The sequence below is a fragment of the Nostoc sp. LEGE 06077 genome (assembly GCF_015207705.1).
In the GTDB taxonomy this organism is placed as follows: domain Bacteria; phylum Cyanobacteriota; class Cyanobacteriia; order Cyanobacteriales; family Nostocaceae; genus Nostoc_B.
This window is the reverse complement of the sequence record NZ_JADEWI010000092.1, coordinates 1-17,440: the sequence shown is the minus strand read 5'-3', so window position 1 is coordinate 17,440 and position 17,440 is coordinate 1. Positions and strand designations below refer to the sequence as shown.

The window sequence follows — 17,440 nt, the reverse complement described above, 5'->3', positions numbered from 1 at the left end:
CGCTAGGATAAAAATTTCTGGCGCACAGTGGAATGTTGAGAGTGTTAATCACATCCTCTCTGTTCGTTGTGCTTATCTTAATGGTTTACTTGCTATTTGAGTATTTCTGCCAAAAGTGGATGCTCCCGGTATTGTTCACGTTACAGTCGTAGGTGGAGAAACAGCATTAGCTCCAAGAGCAATACAACGAGCCGCCGAGCTATTTCCTGTGGTCTGGGTCGTTACTAATGGTGCAGCTAAACTTCCTAAACTTCCTAATTCAGCTGTTGTTTTTGTCAGTATTGACGGTACTCCTGAATACCATAATAAATCCAGAGATCCTTTAGGTTTTTTTGCTAAGAGCCGTTACGGAACTTTAACAGGAATGGCTGCGGCCATTGTCAAAAATATCAATGAATCAGAGCGTGGAGCTTATGTACACATAACTCTCACACGGCAATCAATAGAATACTTTGTTGATGCTGTTGATTGGTTAGTAAAAGATGTCAAAAAGTTGCGAGGTATTGTTGTTTCTGGCGCAGCTACTAAAGATAAAAGTGACCCTGTTACACTTCAAATTCAAGATAGGCAAAGACTCAAAGAATTGATTGAATCTTGCGCTCAAAAGTATGGATGGGAGCTATTTCCATTTAACCAGCCAAAGGTTAATGAATTTTTATTTAATGAAAAATATATTATTCGCGATTCATCAGCTTGCTCTGTAGCTAGGCGAGTTGAAAGCCTAAATTTTGAAGGTAAGAATGTAGGCAAATGTGTTTTGAGAGATGAAATTGATTGTGAAACTTGTGTATGCAATATTACGGGTTTAGCACAAGGAATTGACAGTCTAGATATCCCAACTATTCTGGGAATTCTGCAAGCAACTTTTGGCTAATTTATGAGAAATCTATTAGTTATTGGGATTTTAAGCTGTTTAACTAGTAGCCCAGTCTTAGCTCAAATTATTCCAGATTCTACATTAGGAATTGAAAATTCTATTGTTAGACAAAACGATAAAATTAACACAATTTCTGGAGGGGCTACACGGGGGACTAATTTATTTCATAGTTTCCAAGATTTTTCTGTTGAAAATACAGATACAGTTATTTTTAAAAATAACTTAAATATTGAAAATATAATCACTCGTGTTACAGGTGGAAAAGTTTCTAATATCAATGGTTTAATCACCGCGAATGGAACTGCTAATTTAATTCTGATTAACACTAATGGAATTATATTGGGTCAGAATGCACGATTAAATATTGGTGGTTCGTTTTTAGCTACCACTGCTAATGGACTTAAATTTATTGATGGGACTTTTTTCACTACTACTGCATTGCAAAATCCGCCTTTGTTAACGATCAGCGCACCTATTGGCTTGAACTTTGAGAATAATTCTGGTGCAATAAGAGTACAAGGAAATGGACATACTCTAATCAATCCAATATTTACGCCCATCTTAGGGCTGAATAATTCATTAGGATTACAAGTGCAACCAGGAAAAACATTAGGAATTGTGGGTAGTAAGGTTGTTTTAGATGGTGGAATTTTGAAGGCTGGACGCGTTGAAATTGGAAGTGTTGGGAGTGGATTGGTTACTCTTGCTTCAGATTGGGATTTAAATTACCAAGGTATACAAGATTTTCAAGATATTGAGTTATCACGTCAAGCTTTAGTAGATGCTAGTGGCATTCCTGGTGGTTCTATACAGGTACAAGGAAAGACAATAGACATAAGTGATGGCTCGGCAATTTTCATTCAAAATCAAGGTGGGCAATCATCAGGTGGAATAAATGTAAACGCTTCTGATCTGCTGAAAGTATCTGGTACAGCCCCAAATGGCAGAATTGCCAGCACCTTGCTAACAGAAACCTTAACCAACGGTAGTGGTGGAGATATTACCATTTCCGCCAAAAGAATTATCGTTCAAGATGGGGGACAATTACTTCCTAGAACTTTCGGCAAAGGCAGAGGCGGTAATTCGACCGTTAATGCTTTTGATTCAGTGCAGGTCATTGGATTTTCACTCCTTTATCCCAACTTGTTTAGTAATATTAGTGCTGCTACTTTTGGTGCTGGAGATGCAGGTAATCTGAGAGTCACCACAAATCAATTAGTCGGAATTAACGGGATTCAAATAGGATCTGCAACTTTCGGCGGTGGCTCTGGAGGAAATGTAAGTGTCAACGCTGCTGATGTTACTCTTACTGGCGTTGTGCCTGGATTACTAACTCCTAGCACTATTAACGCGGCAACTTTTAGCACTGGTAATGCGGGACAAGTAGTCGTAAATTCATCAAGATTGCGTCTGGAAAATGGAGGAGCCGTTGCTTCTTCCACTACTGCCTCTGGTAATGCGGGGAGTGTAACTATCAACGCTTCTGACTTCGTAGTAATTGACGGTGTAGGACTGGGTTCAATCACTCCTTCTCTAGTTGATTCCTCAGCTATTGTTCTAGCTCAACCATTGCAACAACAACTCAGAGTTCCATCTATACCAACTGGAAACTCTGGAGATATAACCATTAACACTCCAAATTTAAATATAAGCAACGGTGGTCTTATTAATGTTCAAAATGATGGCTCTGGTAATGCAGGAAACATCAATATAACTGCAAATAAAATCGCCATTTCCAATGGCGGAGGTATTACAGCCACCACCGCGATCGCCGAAGGTGGAAATATTGGCATTGAGTCAAAGCTCGTTCAACTAAATAATGGCAATATCTCTGCCACGGCTGGCCAACAAGGTACGAATGGCAACGGCGGCAACATCAGAATCAATGCTGATGTCATCGCTGGTTTCAATAACAGCCGCATTACAGCGGATGCTTTTCAGGGCAGAGGTGGCAATATTAGAATTAACACCCAAGGACTTTTTCTATCTCCTAACAGTCTGGTTACAGCATCTTCGCAACAAGGCATTGATGGTAATGTTGAAACAAATGTCTCCCGAACTCAATCAGAACTGGTTAATGCTCAACTAGAATTACCTAAATCAACCCCAGAAATAGCATCAGTTTGCCCAGGAAAGGCTGGTGCAGAAAATAGATTTGTCATAACTGGTAAAGGTGGTTTACCATCTAGCCCATTAGAATCTGCATATATAAATCCTACTTGGCAACCTAGAGTTTCAAACACTGCCTCAACTATCAATAATTTCGACGAACCAAAGTTCTCAACTACCAAAATCATTCCCGCCCAAGGTTGGCAATTTAATAATGACGGCACAGTAACCTTAGTTGCCCAAGCTAACACAACAGTTAATACCGCTTTTTCTGAGCCAACCTGTCATACTAAAATTTCAGTAACTCAATGATTAAACTTCGTCGTTTATTTAAGTACCTATTAATAGGTGCATTAGGGTTATTAATTAGTGTTAGCCAATCATTTGTAATATCAGGGTTTGCTGTAACTCCAGAAATGCAACTAAGTCAAGCACAATTCTTGATAAGTAAAGGTAATGAACAATTAGATTTAGGGCAAGCAACAGAAGCACTTGATAGTTTCAAGAAAGCAACTATAATTTACCAAAAACTAAAATCTCAGGAAGACATTATCGGAAGTTTAATTAATCAAAATATAGCTTTGCAAGCTCTAGGTATGTATCCTCGTGCTTGCAAGACACTTCTAGAAGCCATCAATTCTGTTACCCAAAGCTGGATTTGTGAGCCACAACAGCCAAACGATTCTATTAATAATCGTTTTGACATAGTTGAACGCCTCAATTCCCAACCAATTTACTTGTTAGCATTGCATAATTTGGGGGATGTACTGCGTCAGTTGGGCAAACTATCAGAATCAAAAATAGTTTTACAAAAAATTTTAGAGTCTGCCCAGCAATCACCAATTTTTGATAATAATAATGTTTTGCTTTCTTTAGGAATTACAGAACAGGCTTACTATAACCAATTGAGAAATAAATATTCGGAAATAGAAGAGCCTGATTTTCAAGATAAGTTAAGTGATTTTCTTATAGATTCTGCCTTAAGCTCTCTAAAAATATTTCAACAAATAAATGTTAATAAAACAGCCAGCATTTCTTTAAAGTTACAATCACAATTAAACAATGTAAAACTTTTAATAGATTTCTCCCAATGGCTAAAAGTAGCAGTTAAATCAAAAAATCAACGGTTGGTAGAAACCCAAGCTCAAATTCAGCCGCAACTTCAATCATTAATCAAGCTAATAATACAAAATATTGCATTATTTAATGAATTACCTGCCAATCAATCAATTCATTTTCAAATAAACTTCGCTAATAGTTTAGCTCAAATCTCAGACGAGCAGTTACATACTACCGCTATTGAAGTTGCCCAATCAGCCTTTGAATTAGCTAAACATATAAATCACCAAAGAATGCAATCCTATAGTTTAGGAGTTTTAGGTAGATTACAACCGAAAAAAGCTGAATATCTTTGGTTACAAGCTCTTAGTATTGCACAATCGATTCAAGATTTAGAACTCGCTTATCAATGGCAAAAAGAATTAGGTATTTTCTATAATAACTATAAGCAATATGAAAAAGCTCTTCATTTTTATGAAGCCACAATTAAAAGCTATCAACGAATTCGAGATGATCTAGGGACAATAAATGCAGATTTGCAATTTTCGCTTCAAGAGACTGTTGAACCTATATATCGAAATTATATGCGATTGTTGTTGAACGGTCAGTTTCCTAATTTAAGGTTAATTCAACAAACAGATGACCAACTTCAACTAACACAACTAGAAAATTTTCTTCAGTGCAGAAAGCTAGATTTAATCTCTTTGGATAAAGTTAAGATATCTAGTAATACTACATTAATTAAAATCATTAACCTTAATGATTTAGTATTAATTATTGTTCAATCTCCTAATCATTCCCTTCATCACTACGTTACTAGTTCAAAGCTGGTTCAATCTCATGTCAACAATTTGTTGTTGAGTCTACAAGACGAGAGATTAGCTGCTATTGAAAAAGACATTATCATTTCCGAATCTCAAGCCCTTTACCAGTTGCTGTTTGCACCTATCAAAAAATATTTGCCTTCATCAGGAACACTGGTATTTAGTTTGGACACTTCTTTTCAGAGTATACCTTTGGCATTGCTGCACGATGGACAGGATTATTTAATCAAGCACTATAGTATGGCAGTAACTCTAGGCTCAAAAATTCGACCTTTAAAAGCTTTGTCTAACCAAGAGCTAAAAGCTTTAATTGCCGGACTTTCTAAAGTTAGCCCAAGCTTCTATGCCCCAAATGCACCCGAAGGTTTGCAAGCCTTGCTAGAGGTGGAACAAGAAGTAGCTGAAATTAATCAAAAAACTAAATCTTCAACTAAGTTGCTGAATGAAAAGTTTACTAGCAAAAGATTACAGCAAGAACTAACAACAGCAAATTTCCCGATTGTTCACCTAACAACCCACGGTCAATTTAGTTCTGATCCTCAACGCACAGTCTTGTTAGCCTGGGACAAGCCTATCGATATTCAACAATTTAATGGTTGGCTAAAAACTCAACAAAATCAAGACCCGATTGAGTTATTGGTTCTCAGTGCTTGTCAAACGGCTAAAGGCAACAAGAGAGCAGCATTAGGGATTGCAGGTGTAGCGGCACAGGCCGGAGCCAGAAGTACAGTTGCGACCTTATGGCAAGTAGATGCTGTCTCCACTGTTCAACTGATGAGGGTTTTTTATCAAAGTTTAAAAAATGGCATTCCGAAAGCCGAAGCACTTAGACTTGCACAGTTAAGTTTGCTGAACGATCCCAAATATAATCACCCCTACTTTTGGTCAGGTTTTATACTAGTGGGCGGCTGGCTTTGAGTTTCTTTTAGCACTCTTAAGTGTTCTTGCGCGGTTTCTAACTCTCTAGCATTGCGACTACTTTGCGCTAATTCAATCGCTTTTTGGTATGCAGTTTCTGCTTCTTGTGGTAGCCATGCTTCCAAGTAGCGATCGCCTAATACTCGATAAAGAGTTGGGTTTTGACTACCGGCTGCTACTCTTTCATTCATAGTTTCGATTGTCTGGTGTAATAGACTCTTTTCCATATACACAGCATCTAGGTCGAGTAGAGCCGCTTCATCTGGTGGTAAGCCCAGTTCTTTCACTTTTTTGATTTTTTCTAAGGTTTCCTGTGCGTCACTTTGTGAAAGCATATACACCACTGAGGGTATCGAACTAGTTGTTTGTTGTGGTTTTCTGGCAAGTACAGTAATTTTGTAAACGATGCCATACTGAAACTCTGGTTGGTCTTGTGGATACGGTAAGGTGGTGTTATTCGTTTCTAACTGCCAATCAAGATTGTAGCCTGTGACATAAACTTTATAGCTGGTTGCTCCTTTTACTGAATACCAAGACAATACAGGTCTTTGGCTAAGTAATACACTGCCATAAGGACTCAGGATGATTGGCTCATTTCCAACTTCGCCAGGGCCTTTAAATTTTGGACAATCTTGTGGAGTTTGGAATGTACATCTTTTCTTGCTTCCTGGAGTTGCTTGCCTACACTTATCAGGTGCATCCGATATCGAACCACTTGGTAGTTGCAATATTCTCCCATTCAAAAAACATAAAACCTCAACTTTACCTCCAATTCTTTTGGGATTAATACGATCTCCTGGGCAAAGTAAACTGCCTTTGGGTAAATAGCGATCTCCCTCGTTGTAAATTCTCGCTATTGAATTAGTACAGGAATCCTTTGCTATTGGTTGAGGTTGACCCATTGCTACGGAACAATTTAGAGTCATCAACACTAATGAAACCATTGAAACTCTAGCCTTGACAAATTTTTGGGTGAGTAATCCCAGGAACATTAATTTTCTCGTTTAGCTACCTTCAACTGTTAGCTTACATGAACTCAAGAACAACTTTTAAGTTTAAGGAGAAGACTTCGGTACAACTTTTCCCAAAGTACGATCTAAAAATTGTTGTCGCCATTGCTGAACCTCTGGCAAGCTTGACTGTGCCAATAAACACGCCTCCCATGAAAGTCGTGCATCTTGAGCCGCATTATTTTTTTCTTGCACTTGTGCTAGTAGACAATAAGTATCTGTTCTTGGGTATAATTGTCTTGACTTTTCTAAATATTTTTTAGCTTGAGCATAATTCTTTTGCTCTAATTCCGCCCAACCCCAAGTTTTATATAAAGCTGCTTGCAATTCAGTTTCTTGAGTTTTCTTTAATCCCTGTACAACTAAAGCAATTGCTTTATCATATTTCCCTTCTATAACTTGTAATCTTGCTAAATTACTAATTGCATATACCGCTTCTTCACTGCTTTCTATTGCTAACTGATATTGCTCAATAGCCAATTTATATTCACCGTTATCATCATAAAAACTTCCTAATCCATAGTGTCCTGTCCATGAATTAGGTTTCAGCTTAAATAATATTTGATAGTTCTTCTCTACACAAGCAATATCATGTAATTGCTGACATAATAATGCTAAGTTATTATAAGCTACATCATTCTTTGGATTATATTTAATCGCTAATTCGTAATACTTTCTAGAGTCAGTTAAAGGAATATTTCTTCTATCTGCTTGTTCTAAATAATATTGCGAGATTACTTGCCTTGTATTAGGTTTCAGTTTTACTGCTAACTGAAATTGATTTTCAGCTTCAGATAACCTATTTTCTTTTTGAGCTTTCTTTCCTTGCTCTAAGTAATGATTTGCTACTAACGGTAATGATAGATAGCTTATACCCAACAAGCTTAATATAAATAAAATACTGGCACTAAGTTTAAATATTGGTGTTTTGACAATTCGATAGATTTTGGATTGGATCTCCAAATTATCTAATCTTTGCAATATAAATTTAGCTGCTGCCGGACGCTTCCCTGGGGCTGGAGCCATCATATCATCTAACAAGTCAGCTAAAGGTTTCTCAATTTGTGGGGCTTTATTTCTCCAGATCAACCTTGTTGTTTCTTGATCTGTTGGCAAGTTAGTTAATCCTATCCCTGTTACTAAGTATGCAAAAGTCCTTCCCAAGGCATAGAAATCTGATTGTGGTACTGCCTGACCGTTTATTTGCTCCAAAGGTGTGTATCCAGCACTGTAAAGTACGGTAATTTCATAATTTCCACCCAATCCTATATCGTTTCCACCCACTCCACTGACTTTCGCTAAATAAGTATTTGTTACTTCTCTTACTCCGCCAAAGTCAACTAGAACCAACTGTCCATTCGGTTGCAAAATTATATTAGAAGGTTTAATATCTCGATGAAAATATCCTGTTCTATGCACTTCATCAATAATTTCTACTAGCTGCTTCAACCAACCTATTGCTAGTTCTTGAGAGATTTTCCCGTTTTCTTCTACCCATTTCTCTAAATCCTGACCCTCAATGAACTGCATTACTAAACAATGCAGTTCAAGAGTGCTATTATTGGGGGTCACACTAATTACATCATCTACCACTCTAGGAATCCCTGGATGAGCAAATAATTGCAGGGTCAGCGTTTCTCGCTCCAGCAACTCAACTGCTTTAGGATCTGAAGACTTTAAAACTTTCATTACCTTGCGCTTACCATTCTCTTCCGCCTCAAAAATTTCTGTATTATGACGAGAATTCAAAGAGCGCAATGGTTTTAATAGACGGAATCGCTCGTCTATTAGTAATTCTGTTCCACAATTTAAACACTTTTGAACATCGTCTGGATTTTGACGATGTTTACAACTAGGATTAATACAGTAAGCCACACATTTAACTTTACTTTTATTTTTGTATTATACTGATTAAATTATTGAAAATTTCCCTTGCTTCTGATGGCAATATGTATAAATATATTTCTTAATTACAGGCTGTATATATAACATTAACTCCTCTTGATTATTTAGTATTTGCTCAACTAAAAAGCGTTCAATTAAGGCATTGATAGCATCAATAAAATCAGATGTACTTACTCTTATTCCCTTTGTTTTTAACAAATTTAACAATTCGGTATTTGAAATTAAATCAATCTGTTTATTTTCCATTTCTTCAACTAACGAAATTACAATTTCTTTTTCTAAAATTGTTAGTCTCCCTATACCTTTAAAGTAATCGTCTAAGTTCTCTTTTACAATATCATCTAATAAAACTGTATTCAAAGCAAGAAAATCTTCTACACTATTATTAAAAAATAGTTTTATTTTACTTGCAACAATATTTAAAACTAAAGGGTTTCCATGATATATTTGTACTAATTCTCCCCATTTATGTTCATCTTTTAATCCTTTATCGCGCAAAATTTCAAATGCGTCTCTACGCAATCCTTCAATTTTCAGCACAACAGCAGATTGCCCCTTATTTTGTAAACGTGTAATATCAACAAATGGTTTTCTGCTAATTAATACTAAAGAACTTTGATGTTGTGCTTCTACAATTCTTCTAAAGAATGTTCCATACTCTATATATTCATCTCCATAAGGATTAGGACTTTTATTTCTATCTCCTTGTAGTAAAGCCTCTGCTGAATCTAAAATTATTAAATAAGGTTTTAATCTTAATCGCTCAATTAATAGCGTTATTTTATCTTCACTACTTTTAGGGATATCAAAATTTTGATTTTCTAGTTCCGATATTAATTTAAGAAATTCAGTAACTAAACTAGACAAAGAGGGGCTGTAGGCAATAGATTTCCAAATAAAACCATTGAAATAACAATCTTGAATATCCAAAGCTTGAAGTAACTTAACTACTAATGCGCTCTTGCCAATTCCTGCTTCTCCTATAACTGCCACGCATTTTTCCCGAATGACTAACTCTTGCAGCATTGCTAATTCTGGACTTCTACCATAAAATTTAGCGACTTCCGGGGGATTACCTCCTAAAATATCTAAAAATTTAAAATCAGACTTAGTATTACTAAGCTTGTTATGGTTTTGTTGTTCTACAATCGCCTTAAGCTTCTTTTTTGTAACTTTTTCCCCATTTCCTAAAATTCCTGTCAATAATACCCACAAGCTTGGAGCTACACGACGCTGTAATATCTCAAATCCATAGGGGCTATTATCTGCTATCTCTTTGTACTCTAGGTCTAACCAAGCTGCCTTAATAACAATTTTTTCCGGTTCTTCTAGCCATCTTCCTTGCTTTGCATACACCAATTCATTTATAAATCTAATCGCTTCTTTAACTTCCATAAGTTATCTCTATGTGTTTGATTTCAAAGAAAAGTTTGAACTTTTATTTAATAAACCTTAATTATTCTCCATTTAGAGACTGGTAGTATCTATTTTTCCTGGAATAAGACTTTCTTTACTTGGAATATATTATGTAGCATATAATACTCTGCAAATTGCCAATTCTTTCTTTTGATAAGCTTACTTAGCCAATGTATGTAAAAATAATTGCTCATGTTAATTGTTTATTAATAAGTGTAACTTTTTGCAGCAACAACCTGTTTGATTAATCGTATTTGCCTGTAGATTTTTCTAGCCAGAATTGTTAATGTATCCCTATACTGCCAAGTTTAAGCCTAAAAGTTTGAACTTGAATAGGTGTATATGATACTATTCTTGATTAGTAGGATATCAAGCAATCAGCTATATGTAATCAAACCTAAGCACACAAGCAAAATCTGGAGGTGAGATAAAAATTAAAAAACAAAATGTAATAATTAGCTGCGCTTGATCAAAAAATCAAAAATATTCCTAGAGCGAAGAAATACTATTTTGTCGAGTTCTTTGACAGCCTCAAGAGTTTTTGCGTCAAGGGGTTTATGTATGAAAAATTCCAATAGATTTCTTGCTGAAGAGAGTTATAGCGATTTAATCAAAAGTAACTAACTGCCTTACTTAGGATGCCTTGAGAAAAGCTTTCAACGAATAGGGCAAACTTTACAAAAATTCATCAAAACGGAGGTAACGGGAGTAAACAATCAAAATCTTACTAGATGCGAAAATACGCGAAGTTTTGTAAGATCGAGCTTGTCGATGCGTCTAACCAGAAGCGGAGGAAAACAAGGCACATATAAAAATGTAGGCAAAACGTACTAAGGAGTATCGCTTTGCCTGAAGTTGAACAACAAAATATTCTATTTTTAGAGCGGGGTTGATCAGGATATGACGTAGAAAGTGGGGAATAGTTTGGTCGCTGTTATCCACTAACTTGTCAAAAGATGCCCACGCTGCTTTACTTATGCCATTATAGAACAAAGGTATACGTGAAGCTAGTTTCTGCTGAACGTTTTTGGCATTTTGGCAAAAAATTTATATTTCTTTTAAGTAAATTTTTGTAAAGAGCAGCGTAGTCAAGATCAATCTAGAGTTCAGAAACCAGAGCCAGATTTGCTCATGGGTCTATTTTCATTGCAAGACTATCACTTCTTGAAATTTAGGACATAGACACACGAAGTGCGATCGCACATATAGTAGCGATCAAAGTTTTAGTAATTCTAGCTGACTGAGTTTTAATTCTGGATAACCCCCCTCTGAACCTTGTAAATGAAACAGTGAGGGGAATCTATCATGAAAAATTGCGATCGCCCAATACAAGAGGGGATCAGGGTGAGACTGTCAGGAGTGGTAACTGTACCATACGCAGACAGCCAGAATGGGCAATGGAAAGAAATACTGATAAGTTCGTTTTTAGAAACACGGTTTAAAAATGTTTTAGCCAGAACCACAGTATTACAAAGAGTGGATTGGTTATGGCATCAAGAAAATAGTATGCACCTGTGCAAGGAAGCAGTTGCGCTGGCTGCCGAGAACACAAATGACTATCGGCAGATATTGATTAAACAGAATCATCTAGCCAGTACCCTGCCAGATTTAGATCCTGTTGCAGAAGTGTTGCTATTAGTTGCACCCTGGCAAGATTTTGTGTTTGGCACAGTCATAGAAACTGGGGAAATGTTCAGTACCCATATTTTGTTTGTGCAAGAGTGCTGGAGGCAGAACTCACAAACAAATTTCTCCATAGCAAAGCCCAACTCCAATGCCGTCAAGCCAAATTCAAAAGCTTATGCTAGGGTTGGGGGCTACATTTAATGAGCCAACCTCCAATTGAATATCCCAACAATCTCACCGCAGCAGAGTATCATGAACTGACTGTGGGCAGTGCCATTCATCCGGCACTAATTGAGCGCAACTTCTTCCATATTGAAGGAGAAACAGTTTACCAATATCTGTTCATCTCTCCTACACTCCCCAGGAAAAACGCTGGGCGAGTGACGGATGGGCTGTTGAAGTTATATCTGCATTTAATGGCAGGGGGAATGTGGATTGCTTCACTTGACCCATACAATGACTGGCGACCAATGGAGTGGGGGCGCATCAAGCCGACAAACCCTCGCATTGATTGGCTTAAAGGTAAGTCGGTTAAGTATGAGTCGCCCCCAAAAGTCCCGAACCGTGTCACTTATTTTGATATTGCCGATTGTATCTGGAAGCTGGTAGCGCTGCGGTACAACATCAAACGCTATGATTCACCGTTAGCCCGACGCTTACAAGATAGGTTCAGCTTGCTCCGGTTCTGGGAATGGGTAATCTCTCATCCAGAGATCCCGATTATTCTCTGCGAAGGGGAGAAAAAGGCGGCCTGTTTGCTAAGTCTGGGGTTTGTGGCGATCGCACTACCGGGAATTTGGAATGGACGAGTAGGCAAAAAGGATTTCGATGAAAGGCTGCATCCAGACTTACTACCACTGGCGCAACCGGGGCGAAAATTCCAGATCCTGTTTGACTACGAGACGAAGCTAAAAACTCGTTGGTCGGTCTACCAAGCAACTGTAAGGACTGGTAAAGCGATTGAGGCTGTTGGCTGTAGGAGTGAGGTGGCACTACTGCCAGGGACGGAGAAAGGCGTTGATGATTTTGTGGTTGCTAGAGGTGAGGATGCTAACGCACTACTGACGGCAATTATAGATGATGCTCACTCATTGAAGGATTACCAGCAATCGTTCCTCATCAAGCACCGGGGACTGAGAAAATATAGACCAGATGCGCTGATCAATACAAAATATTTAACCCAGGCAGTTGCAGTTCAGGACAAAGAAACAATCAACATACCACAGGCAGTATGTGTCTTACAAGGAGAAAAACAACTTGAAGCTTTTGATTTTCCGACTCAGCCAAAACCACCAGAGGAAATCCCCCCAGGCACTCGCGGAAAAATTCGCTACAAGCTCAAAAAATTGAGACAGAATAAACAACCTAACTATATTGTCTTCCCAAAAACAGGGTTAGTGGTACTGATTTCTGACATGGGAACAGGTAAAACCGAGTTAATGCGTTGGTGGCGTGATGCTCACCCAGACCAAAGATTTCTCAACAACGGGCATCGGGTGAATCTGCTGAAAAACTTGGCAGAGCGTTTGAAAACCTTGATGTATTCTGACCTTGGTTATGCTGGCATGGCTACTGCACAGGCATTGAGCATCACCATCGACAGTTTATATAAGTTAAACACCCAAGCCCTAGCTTATGGCTGCATTTTCATTGACGAAACTTGCCAATACCTGACACACCTACTGCACAGTAATACTTGCAAGGAACACCGCGCTCTCATACTATCTGTATTAGAACATATTGTCTACAATGCGCCTTTGGTTGTCATCGCTGACGCACACATGGACGACATCACCATTGATTTTTTCCTGTCCATGCGACCCGTTGGGGAACAACCATACATTATCAAAAATGAATGGAAGAATGGAGAGCGCACCATCTATTGGTATGAAGGGATGGATTCTTCTGCTTTGGTGGCGCAAATCTCGGCGGCAATCATGATGAATCAAAAAGTCATGGTGGTGTCTGACTCAAAGCGGTTCATCAAAAAACTGGAACGGATGTTAAGTGTAAGGATTTTAGAACCTGACCCCATACCAGAGGGTGAACCAGGGTGTAGGGGGCAGGGTGTAGGGGGTAGGGAAGATTCTAATACTACACCCTACACTCCACACTCGACACCAAGAACACTACACCCTACACCCCACACCCCACACCCTACTCTCAGAATCTGGTCTGTACATTCTGACAATTCTGGCAGTGATGAGAATGTGGCTTTCATCAAAGACATTACCAACGCTGTCAAGAATATAGATGTACTTCTAACTTCGCCTAGTCTGGGTACTGGTGTAGACATCTCACAATATCATTTTGATTTAGTATTCGGTGTGTTTCATGCCGTGAGCCAAACTGCCACCGAATGCGCTCAACAGCTGTGGCGTTATCGTCCCAAAGTGCCAATTCATGTGTGGGTAGCTCCTACTCCACCCTTCGGTTACAAAGAAACTAACCCCACCAAAATCAAGGAAAGGATACTTCAAACTAATGAAATCACTGCTTTCTTAATCAAAATCGACCGGGAAACAGGCAAGCGGGGGGTTGAGAAAGATTGGGCATTAGACGCTTACTGTCAAATTCAAGCTTCTCGCCATCAATCAATTAACAATCTTCGGGCTGATCTAAGATCGCTGTTGTCCGACATGGGCAATACTATTGTCCCAACTGGAGATCATCTTGATGTTGAGGCTTGGGAATCCTTAAAATATGCGGCTGATGCCCTGGATGCTGCTCATCATCAGTCTGTCGCCAAAGCCAATACCATTTCCAAGAGTGAGTACCGCGCACGGCAAAGTAAGGATTATCTTTCGCCCGATGAGGCTTACGAGTGTGAGAAGTTTAGGATTTGGGACTCTTACGGCATGGAAGTCACCGAATCTTTAGTCGAGAAAGATAACGGTGGTAAATTAATTAGTGCGATCGCATCTTTAGAGGCCATCTTATCTTCATCCCAAGAGACAATCGTTGATTCTCGGACTAACCAACAATACCCCGCACCCCCAGAATTTGTCAGTGCCAAAGATTTATCCGAGCGAAATAAATTACCTTTCTGTACAGATTGGGGGAATTACTCTGCCAAGTGGCTGGCCAGATTCAACTTAGGATTGCACGACATTCTCAAAAGGTTAGTAGCTGGTGAAGAAATTACTGCCGCCGACGAACAACTATTAAATATGACCCACATCGCAAAACAATGCGCTGCTCACATCAAAGCAATTTTGGGTTTTACTGTCCCGCCTGATTGTCAACCGATTTGGCTGCTGGCTACTTTGGTCGCGCAGTTAGGGCTAAGTTTAGTTTTTCGTAAATCTGGGCCTCGCGGAATGCAGGTTAAACTATTTTCACTTTCTAAACCAGAGTTGGATTTTGCACTCGCTGTTATCGCTCACCGTCAACAGCAAAGGACTGATTACGCTCAAACCCAGTCCTCACAAGTGGTTGAGCCTGTTTCTTTTCCCGTATCCACCCCCCCCATAATTGGTATAGGAAATCCCTTAGTTGAGGGGGCGGATACTACGCTGGCTCGACCAGATCCAAATAACAGAATTACACTACTTCACTGTGTAGAAATGCTTCGCTCTGGTATTACCAAAGGAGCCGAGGCTATCAAAGGAATTCTCAAGCGATGGGCTACTGATTGGCGGTGGGAGGTAGTGTTCCAACTGGAGGCTGTAGCGCAGGATGAATTGCCGGAGATCACGCTTGCATTTCCACAGTTTTATGACTGGCTATCTGAGGATGTGCTGCCTGTGGAGGGGTAAAGCCTTATCACAACTGCTTGCTTAGTAGCGGTAATTTTTACCTCTGTTTTGAGTGATATTACGTTGATTAGGTGGGGATTTTTGGCAAATGCTTTTTTTTCAGCTAAGTGAACTTAACGCTTTGTTTTCTCTAGTTTTTCAGAAGCTTCGTGTAAACCAGATTTGACGAAGTGATCTGGTTTTGTTGGCGATAGCATGGAAAGCGAAGAGACAGCACCTAATACTTGTTCATCCTTCACTTCTAAGTATTTGTATAACTCATCTAAGGTACGATGTCCCGAAATTTCCTGAATTACCCTTAAGGGGATTCCCGCATTACTCATCTGAGTTAATGCCGTACGCCTAAAACTGTGCGAACTTACTCCCTCAATGCCAATGCGATTACACGCTTGGCGCAATATCCACATGGCAGAATCCTTGTGTAGATGGTCATCTATACGGGGGCCATACTCATTGCCGGGAAATAGCCACTCATTATCTTCTCGCGAGTGGTAGTCTTGCAGCCAATACCGTAAATCTTCAATCACCGGCACTGAGCGAGTCGCCAGTTTTCTCTTCGTGTTGCCCTTCCGAAATAATATCTTTTGTCGTACTCGTCCCTTTTTATCGTAGACATCGCGCTTACGTAAAGTGACGGCTTCATTCACTCGACACGCTGTAAACAGCATCACAGCGTAGAGCGCCCGGTCGCGTGCGGTGGTGACTTCCGGGGAGAACAGACGCTGAATTTCCTCCTGGGTAAGAATTTTCGCTTGCCCGTGTCGGTCAATTTTCAATGCAGTCAATGAATGCCTACGATACTTCATTATGCAGCTGATGAGGTACCGTGCGCGGTGGGTAGTGTCATTTTGTAATCGTGTTAGTCAGTAGCTTAAAGCAAGCCTTGGCTTTCTACACGCTGTCAAAACGCCTATCTGTCGGGTCGCGGACTAATTTAAAATTCTCACCTTTGTCTTGCCCACCACAATTACTCAGTCAGCAAACTACTTAAATAAATTATTACTGTATAGATATTTTCTGTACCACATCTATACGCATTACTTATAAAGTATGTTGCCTACAAGTAAGACAGAGCAATACTTTCTATACAGTTATCTACACGCGTATATACAGGGTATAGGGTGTAGGGGAAGAAACAGCCCCAACAACCAGAGGGATACAAGCCCCGTCTTTAAAGACGATTGCATTGGTGGGGGCTTGAAACCCCCACCAATGCCGTCTTCTCTACACCCTACACCCTATACCCCACACCCTTCTTCTTGACTGTAGATGATTTTCTGTACATTTTTTATACAACACCAGGGTTAGCTTCAGAGAATAATCGATGGAAGGTATGCAGGATAATTAGAAAGATTGATAACTTAAAAGTTTGCTTTTGCGGAAACAGGTGATGAGCAATGGCTATTCCACTCGCTGATCTCAAAATCGGGCAAAGGGTGACGTATTTAATTGGCACAAGAAATGGGATGAGTGCCATTGTCACTTCAATGAGAAAATCACCTTTGAGCCTCAAAAATACTCATATTATTACCTTGACGTTTGATGATGATTCTCTGCCGCCGCATCTCAAAACCCAAGAATTGATTTCATATAACTCCTTAGTCGAAGGGTGTGAAATAGAGTTTTAGCACGGGTGCAAACGCTACTCAAGTTTTGGGAGAACTCACAGCAATGCTAAAATCACCAATACAAGCATACTACTATTGTATTTATGACTGAACCTGCTATTACCCAAAACCAAAACGCCACACCCACAAGCCCAACTCAAGAATCGCTACAGCTGTCCCGTCGATTTACAAAGGCAATTGAGGGTTTATTTTTAGATGGTTTTAGGTTTTAAAACAGATATTTAATAGATGTTCTAAACATATATGAAGAATTTATAAAGATTAAGTATACAATTAAGTAATTGTGCGTAAAAAACTTACATTATTAAAA

The 17,440-nt window shown here is 39.1% G+C and carries 11 protein-coding genes; 7 read left to right on the top strand and 4 right to left on the bottom strand.

The features are described 5' to 3' along the window. Positions 1–115 precede the first annotated feature (115 nt). The 3 genes from IQ244_RS30915 to IQ244_RS30905 are packed head-to-tail and all read left to right on the top strand — an operon-like array spanning position 116 to position 5,787. Positions 116–874, top strand: coding sequence for a hypothetical protein (locus IQ244_RS30915; RefSeq protein ID WP_193900497.1), 759 nt, complete (start codon positions 116–118; stop codon positions 872–874). Positions 875–877: 3 nt separating this feature from the next. Then, positions 878–3,298: a filamentous hemagglutinin N-terminal domain-containing protein gene (locus IQ244_RS30910; protein ID WP_193900496.1), complete on the top strand. Its 2,421-nt coding sequence runs from the start codon at positions 878–880 to the stop codon at positions 3,296–3,298. Next, positions 3,295–5,787, top strand: a complete 2,493-nt coding sequence (locus IQ244_RS30905) for a CHAT domain-containing protein (protein ID WP_228059265.1) — start codon at positions 3,295–3,297, stop codon at positions 5,785–5,787. Before IQ244_RS30910 ends, IQ244_RS30905 begins: the two co-directional genes overlap by 4 nt. On the opposite strand, the gene IQ244_RS30900 is transcribed toward IQ244_RS30905, so the two are convergent. The 3 genes from IQ244_RS30900 to IQ244_RS30890 form a co-directional block, all read right to left on the bottom strand. Further along, complete coding sequence (locus IQ244_RS30900; protein ID WP_193900495.1) at positions 5,745–6,731, bottom strand: tetratricopeptide repeat protein; 987 nt, start codon at positions 6,729–6,731, stop codon at positions 5,745–5,747. The genes IQ244_RS30905 and IQ244_RS30900 overlap by 43 nt on opposite strands. Positions 6,732–6,842: 111 nt before the next feature. Beyond that, entirely contained in the window at positions 6,843–8,672 is a 1,830-nt protein-coding gene (locus IQ244_RS30895) for a protein kinase domain-containing protein (protein WP_193900494.1), read from the bottom strand. A 36-nt stretch (positions 8,673–8,708) separates the two neighbouring features. Further along, positions 8,709–10,097 carry an NB-ARC domain-containing protein gene (locus tag IQ244_RS30890; protein WP_193900493.1) on the bottom strand — a complete coding sequence of 463 codons (1,389 nt, stop codon included), beginning with the start codon at positions 10,095–10,097 and terminating at the stop codon, positions 8,709–8,711. A 1,326-nt stretch (positions 10,098–11,423) separates the two neighbouring features. On the opposite strand from IQ244_RS30890, the gene IQ244_RS30885 reads away from it, so the two are divergent. Together IQ244_RS30885 and IQ244_RS30880 are read left to right on the top strand one after the other, a co-directional pair. Next, entirely contained in the window at positions 11,424–11,945 is a 522-nt protein-coding gene (locus IQ244_RS30885) for a hypothetical protein (protein ID WP_193900492.1), read from the top strand. Continuing rightward, positions 11,945–15,502, top strand: coding sequence for a DUF3854 domain-containing protein (locus IQ244_RS30880; RefSeq protein ID WP_193900491.1), 3,558 nt, complete (start codon positions 11,945–11,947; stop codon positions 15,500–15,502). The genes IQ244_RS30885 and IQ244_RS30880 overlap by 1 nt, the downstream gene beginning before the upstream one ends. A 113-nt stretch (positions 15,503–15,615) precedes the next feature. On the opposite strand, the gene IQ244_RS30875 is transcribed toward IQ244_RS30880, so the two are convergent. Beyond that, positions 15,616–16,278 carry a tyrosine-type recombinase/integrase gene (locus tag IQ244_RS30875; RefSeq protein WP_193900499.1) on the bottom strand — a complete coding sequence of 221 codons (663 nt, stop codon included), beginning with the start codon at positions 16,276–16,278 and terminating at the stop codon, positions 15,616–15,618. A 621-nt stretch (positions 16,279–16,899) separates the two neighbouring features. Between IQ244_RS30875 and IQ244_RS30870 the strand changes: the two genes are divergently transcribed. Then, entirely contained in the window at positions 16,900–17,130 is a 231-nt protein-coding gene (locus tag IQ244_RS30870; protein WP_228059264.1) for a hypothetical protein, read from the top strand. 83 nt (positions 17,131–17,213) lie between these two features. Further along, on the top strand, positions 17,214–17,342 hold the full coding sequence (locus IQ244_RS33130) for a hypothetical protein (protein ID WP_265578967.1): 129 nt from the start codon (positions 17,214–17,216) through the stop codon (positions 17,340–17,342). Positions 17,343–17,440 lie beyond the last annotated feature (98 nt).

Bases quoted from the DNA above. Each gene is read 5' to 3' on its own strand.
- IQ244_RS30900 (WP_193900495.1), bottom strand. From the start codon at position 6,731: ATGGTTTCATTAGTGTTGATGACTCTAAATTGTTCCGTAGCAATGGGT.
- IQ244_RS30905 (WP_228059265.1), top strand. From the start codon at position 3,295: ATGATTAAACTTCGTCGTTTATTTAAGTACCTATTAATAGGTGCATTA.
- IQ244_RS30885 (WP_193900492.1), top strand. From the start codon at position 11,424: ATGAAAAATTGCGATCGCCCAATACAAGAGGGGATCAGGGTGAGACTG.
- IQ244_RS30890 (WP_193900493.1), bottom strand. From the start codon at position 10,097: ATGGAAGTTAAAGAAGCGATTAGATTTATAAATGAATTGGTGTATGCA.
- IQ244_RS30870 (WP_228059264.1), top strand. From the start codon at position 16,900: ATGGCTATTCCACTCGCTGATCTCAAAATCGGGCAAAGGGTGACGTAT.
- IQ244_RS33130 (WP_265578967.1), top strand. From the start codon at position 17,214: ATGACTGAACCTGCTATTACCCAAAACCAAAACGCCACACCCACAAGC.
- IQ244_RS30880 (WP_193900491.1), top strand. From the start codon at position 11,945: ATGAGCCAACCTCCAATTGAATATCCCAACAATCTCACCGCAGCAGAG.
- IQ244_RS30910 (WP_193900496.1), top strand. From the start codon at position 878: ATGAGAAATCTATTAGTTATTGGGATTTTAAGCTGTTTAACTAGTAGC.